Source organism: Pseudomonas sp. IT-P253, from assembly GCF_949768125.1.
Taxonomy (GTDB): Bacteria; Pseudomonadota; Gammaproteobacteria; order Pseudomonadales; family Pseudomonadaceae; genus Aquipseudomonas.
Window position 1 is genome coordinate 1 of the sequence record NZ_CATKPT010000054.1, and the last position, 4,140, is coordinate 4,140.

The following is a 4,140-nucleotide window of genomic DNA, read 5'->3' on the forward strand; positions in this document are numbered from 1 at the left end:
CGACTGCGCCGGAAGTGGGGCGAATTATAGACGTCTGGAATCTGCCGTCAACCTCTGATTTTGCTTTTCTATCAATAAGTTGCGCAAAGGCCGAAAACAGCCCGATTTCCCTCATGCAGAAGAGCAAAACCACGCCCTCTATATAGTGGGAAGCCTTAAAGCACCCCAGCGACTTTAAATGCAGCGACCGCACCAGCGTCCAGACCCAACACCCGCTGCAAGACCTCCAGCGTATGCTCACCCAACAAAGGAGGCGCATTGCGGTATTCGACCGGGGTCTCGGAAAGACGAATCGGACTGGCCACTTGCGGCACCATCCCCGCCAACGCATGGGGTAGCTCGATCGCCAACCCACGCGCCTTAACCTGCGGATCGGCAAACATCTGAGCCAGATCGTTAATAGGCCCGCACGGTACACCTGCCTGCTCCAGCTGCACGACCCACTCAGCAGTGGTCTTGAATACTGTTGCCTGGCGGATCAGCGGAATCAGCTGCGCCCGATTTGCCACTCGCAACTTGTTGGTAGCAAAACGCGGATCATCTGCCCACTGAGGCTGACCAGCCACCTCGGCAAATTTACGGAACTGCCCGTCATTACCTACGGTAAGGATGAAGTCGCCATCTGCCGTAGGGAAATCCTGATAGGGCACGATGTTCGGATGAGCATTACCTAAACGCTTGGGAGCAACTCCGGTAGTCAAGTAATTCATCGCCTGGTTGGCCAGACACGCCACCTGAACATCCAGCAGAGCCATATCAATATGCTGACCGCCGCCTTCATGCTCCCGGTGAGCCAGCGCTGCAAGAATCGCCACAGTCGAATAGAGCCCGGTCAAAATATCCGTCAGTGCCACCCCGACCTTTACCGGCCCAGTCCCCTCTTCCCCTTCAGGTCGCCCCGTCAGGCTCATGAGACCGCCCAGCCCCTGAATCATGAAGTCATAACCCGCGCGCTTGGCGTACGGCCCGGTCTGACCAAACCCGGTGATCGAGCAGTAGATGAGATTCGGATTGATCGCCTTCATCGACGCATAGTCCAGCCCATACGCCGCCAGGCCACCAACCTTGAAGTTCTCGATCAAAATGTCCGACTTCACCGCCAGCTCACGCACCAGCTTTTGCCCCTCTGGGCGCGTGAAATCGATGGTCACCGATTGCTTGTTGCGATTGGCCGACAAGTAATAGGCCGCTTCGCTGGTGTTCTCGCCATAAGCATCTTTGAGGAAGGGAGGTCCCCAGGCGCGCGTATCATCGCCATTTCCCGGACGCTCGACCTTGATCACCTCGGCGCCAAGGTCCGCCAGAATTTGCCCGGACCAGGGCCCGGCCAATACTCGCGATAAATCCAGTACCCGTAGATGCGAAAGCGCGCCCATGGCCGTTCTCCTATTAATAGAACGCCTGGATGCCAGTCTGCGCGCGACCGAGGATCAGCGCGTGGACGTCATGCGTACCTTCGTAGGTATTCACCACTTCCAGGTTCACCAGATGGCGGGCAACACCAAATTCATCGGAAATACCGTTGCCACCCAGCATGTCGCGCGCCATGCGAGCGATGTCCAGGGATTTACCGCAGGAGTTGCGCTTCATCATCGAAGTGATCTCGACGGCCGCCGTCCCCTCATCTTTCATACGACCCAGACGCAAGCAACCTTGCAACGCCAGGGTGATTTCGGTCTGCATGTCGGCCAATTTCTTCTGAATCAACTGCGTCGCGGCCAATGGGCGCCCGAACTGCTGACGATCCAGGGTGTATTGGCGAGCGGTGTGCCAGCAGAATTCAGCCGCCCCCAGCGCGCCCCAGGAGATGCCATAACGTGCCGAGTTGAGACAAGTGAACGGACCTTTCAGACCACGGACATCCGGGAAGATGTTCTCTTCAGGAACGAACACGTTGTCCATCACGATCTCACCGGTGATCGATGCACGCAGGCCAACTTTGCCGTGAATCGCCGGAGCGCTCAGGCCTTTCCAGCCCTTCTCCAGAACGAAGCCACGGATGTCGCCCGCATCGTCCTTGCCCCAGACCACAAACACATCGGCGATAGGGCTGTTGGTGATCCACATCTTGTTGCCAGTCAGGCTGTAGCCGCCTTCCACTTTGCGAGCACGCGTAATCATCGCGCCCGGATCGGAACCGTGGTTCGGCTCGGTCAGACCGAAGCAACCGATCCACTCGCCTGAGGCCAGCTTCGGCAGATACTTCTGCTTCTGGGCCTCGGTACCGAATTCGTTGATCGGTACCATCACCAACGAAGACTGCACACTCATCATCGAGCGATAGCCGGAGTCGACGCGCTCGACTTCACGAGCGATCAGGCCGTAGCTGACGTAGTTCAGACCGCTGCCGCCGTACTGCTCAGGGATGGTTGCGCCCAGAAGGCCGACTTCACCCATTTCGCGGAAGATTGCCGGGTCGGTTTTCTCATGGCGGAAAGCTTCGAGCACGCGTGGCGCGAGCTTCTGCTGAGCGAATTGCTCGGCGGTGTCGCGGATCATGCGCTCTTCTTCGGTGAGCTGTTGATCCAGCAGCAGGGGATCGATCCAGTTGAAGCTAGCTTTACCACCCATGAGTGTGTCCTCTCGAATCGGGTCAAATAACGTGGACTGATCCTAGGCCGGGTTCGGCATTACGGCAAACGAGGATTTTGCATACTGCTGTGCTAATTTCTCACTCCGAAACATCGCGAAATAGCGTTTATGCGGTGCATTAGTGAGGTTGACGTACATGCGCAGGAAAATACCCAGCACAACCGCCTTGATTAGTTTTGAAGCGGCAGCGCGCCACGAGAGCTTTACCAAGGCCGCCCAAGAGCTTTCACTGACCCAAGGGGCGATTTGCCGACAGATCGCCAGTCTTGAAGAGTTCCTCAGCGTGGAACTGTTCCGACGCTCGCGGCGTGGAGTGAAACTAACGGAAGCCGGACTTTCCTACAGCCGCCGGGTAGCCACCCAGCTCGACGCGGTTGAGCGGGACACCCTGTCGGTGATGGGTCAACAAGGCGCGAACGTGATCGAACTGGCGGTCGTACCAACCTTCGGCACTCAATGGCTGCTGCCACGGCTCAAGGACTTCCAGCAAAGACACCCGGAAGTGACGGTCAACCTCACAAACCGCACACGGCCCTTTCTGTTTGCCGACACCGACTTCGATGCCGCGATCTACTTCGGCGACGCGGATTGGTCGGGTACGCAATCCCACAGGTTAATGGGTGAAAATCCGATGCCCGTCTGCAGCCCGAGCCTTCTGGGAAAAAGGACGAGCCTGAGCGCCAGTGAAATCGCCGATCTGCCGCTACTTCAACAGACCACCCGCCCCTACGCCTGGCGCCAATGGTTCAACTCTCAGAACCTTAATATCCCGCGCGACATGACAGGGCCGCGTTACGAGCTATTCTCAATGCTGGCCCAAGCGGCCATGCACGACATGGGGATTGCGTTGATTCCACCGTTCCTGATTCAGCGCGAACTGGCCGAGAAGCGCTTAATGATTGCCAGCCCCCAGGCGCTCTCCAGCATAAAGGCCTATTACCTGATGATTCCTGAACGAAAGGTCGAATCAGCCTCTTTAAAGGCATTTCGCGATTGGCTGGTTAATCAGGCACAAAGCTACAGCCTAGAAGGATAAAGGCTTTTACCCATTATCTGACTTCGTAGTCAGCAAAATAAAAGCCCTACAGATATAAGTATTTGTCGCATTTTTGCAGGCTGTACCGACTAGCAGTACAAACGTCCCACAAGCGCCTGAAGACGTGGCTTTGAGCCGCTATTGCGAGACATAACGCCTTATTCACCGCACCGATGTGTAAATTCTTGAGAATTGCGAAAAAACCATGAAAGGCACGGAATACAAGGGGTTCAACCGGTTAGTTGCGACATACGGTCACGGGGTGACTTGTAGTTAATTTTCCGTCACCGATCATAATTCCTTGAAGGGCACAAAGTTCACCTGCAAAATGCCGCGCCCCGCCCTGATTTAGCGGGATCGTGCTGATCGGCCGCCCCAGCCGCACCATCCGTAGTGCCTGGGTTTACTCAATAAGATCACGCAGGAGATTTGACGTGCACATTGGTGTTCCTCTCGAAACCCAGACGGGTGAAACACGGGTTGCTGCAACCCCGGAAACCATCAAGAAGCTT

4 protein-coding genes are annotated in these 4,140 nt (G+C 56.4%); 2 read left to right on the plus strand and 2 right to left on the minus strand.

The genetic code is table 11. The annotated features are described in order from the left end of the window. Nucleotides 1-155: 155 nt before the first annotated feature. Complete coding sequence (locus ACM6IR_RS22400) at nt 156-1,376, minus strand: CaiB/BaiF CoA transferase family protein (protein ID WP_414909715.1); 1,221 nt, start codon at nt 1,374-1,376, stop codon at nt 156-158. 13 nt (nt 1,377-1,389) lie between these two features. Next, on the minus strand, nt 1,390-2,571 hold the full coding sequence (locus ACM6IR_RS22405) for an acyl-CoA dehydrogenase (RefSeq protein WP_076029106.1): 1,182 nt from the start codon (nt 2,569-2,571) through the stop codon (nt 1,390-1,392). Nucleotides 2,572-2,728: 157 nt separating this feature from the next. Between ACM6IR_RS22405 and ACM6IR_RS22410 the strand changes: the two genes are divergently transcribed. After that, complete coding sequence (locus ACM6IR_RS22410) at nt 2,729-3,628, plus strand: LysR family transcriptional regulator (protein ID WP_414909716.1); 900 nt, start codon at nt 2,729-2,731, stop codon at nt 3,626-3,628. Nucleotides 3,629-4,062: 434 nt separating this feature from the next. Further along, nucleotides 4,063-4,140: hypothetical protein (locus ACM6IR_RS22415; RefSeq protein ID WP_223441004.1), on the plus strand; the 78-nt coding region annotated here is incomplete at its 3' end.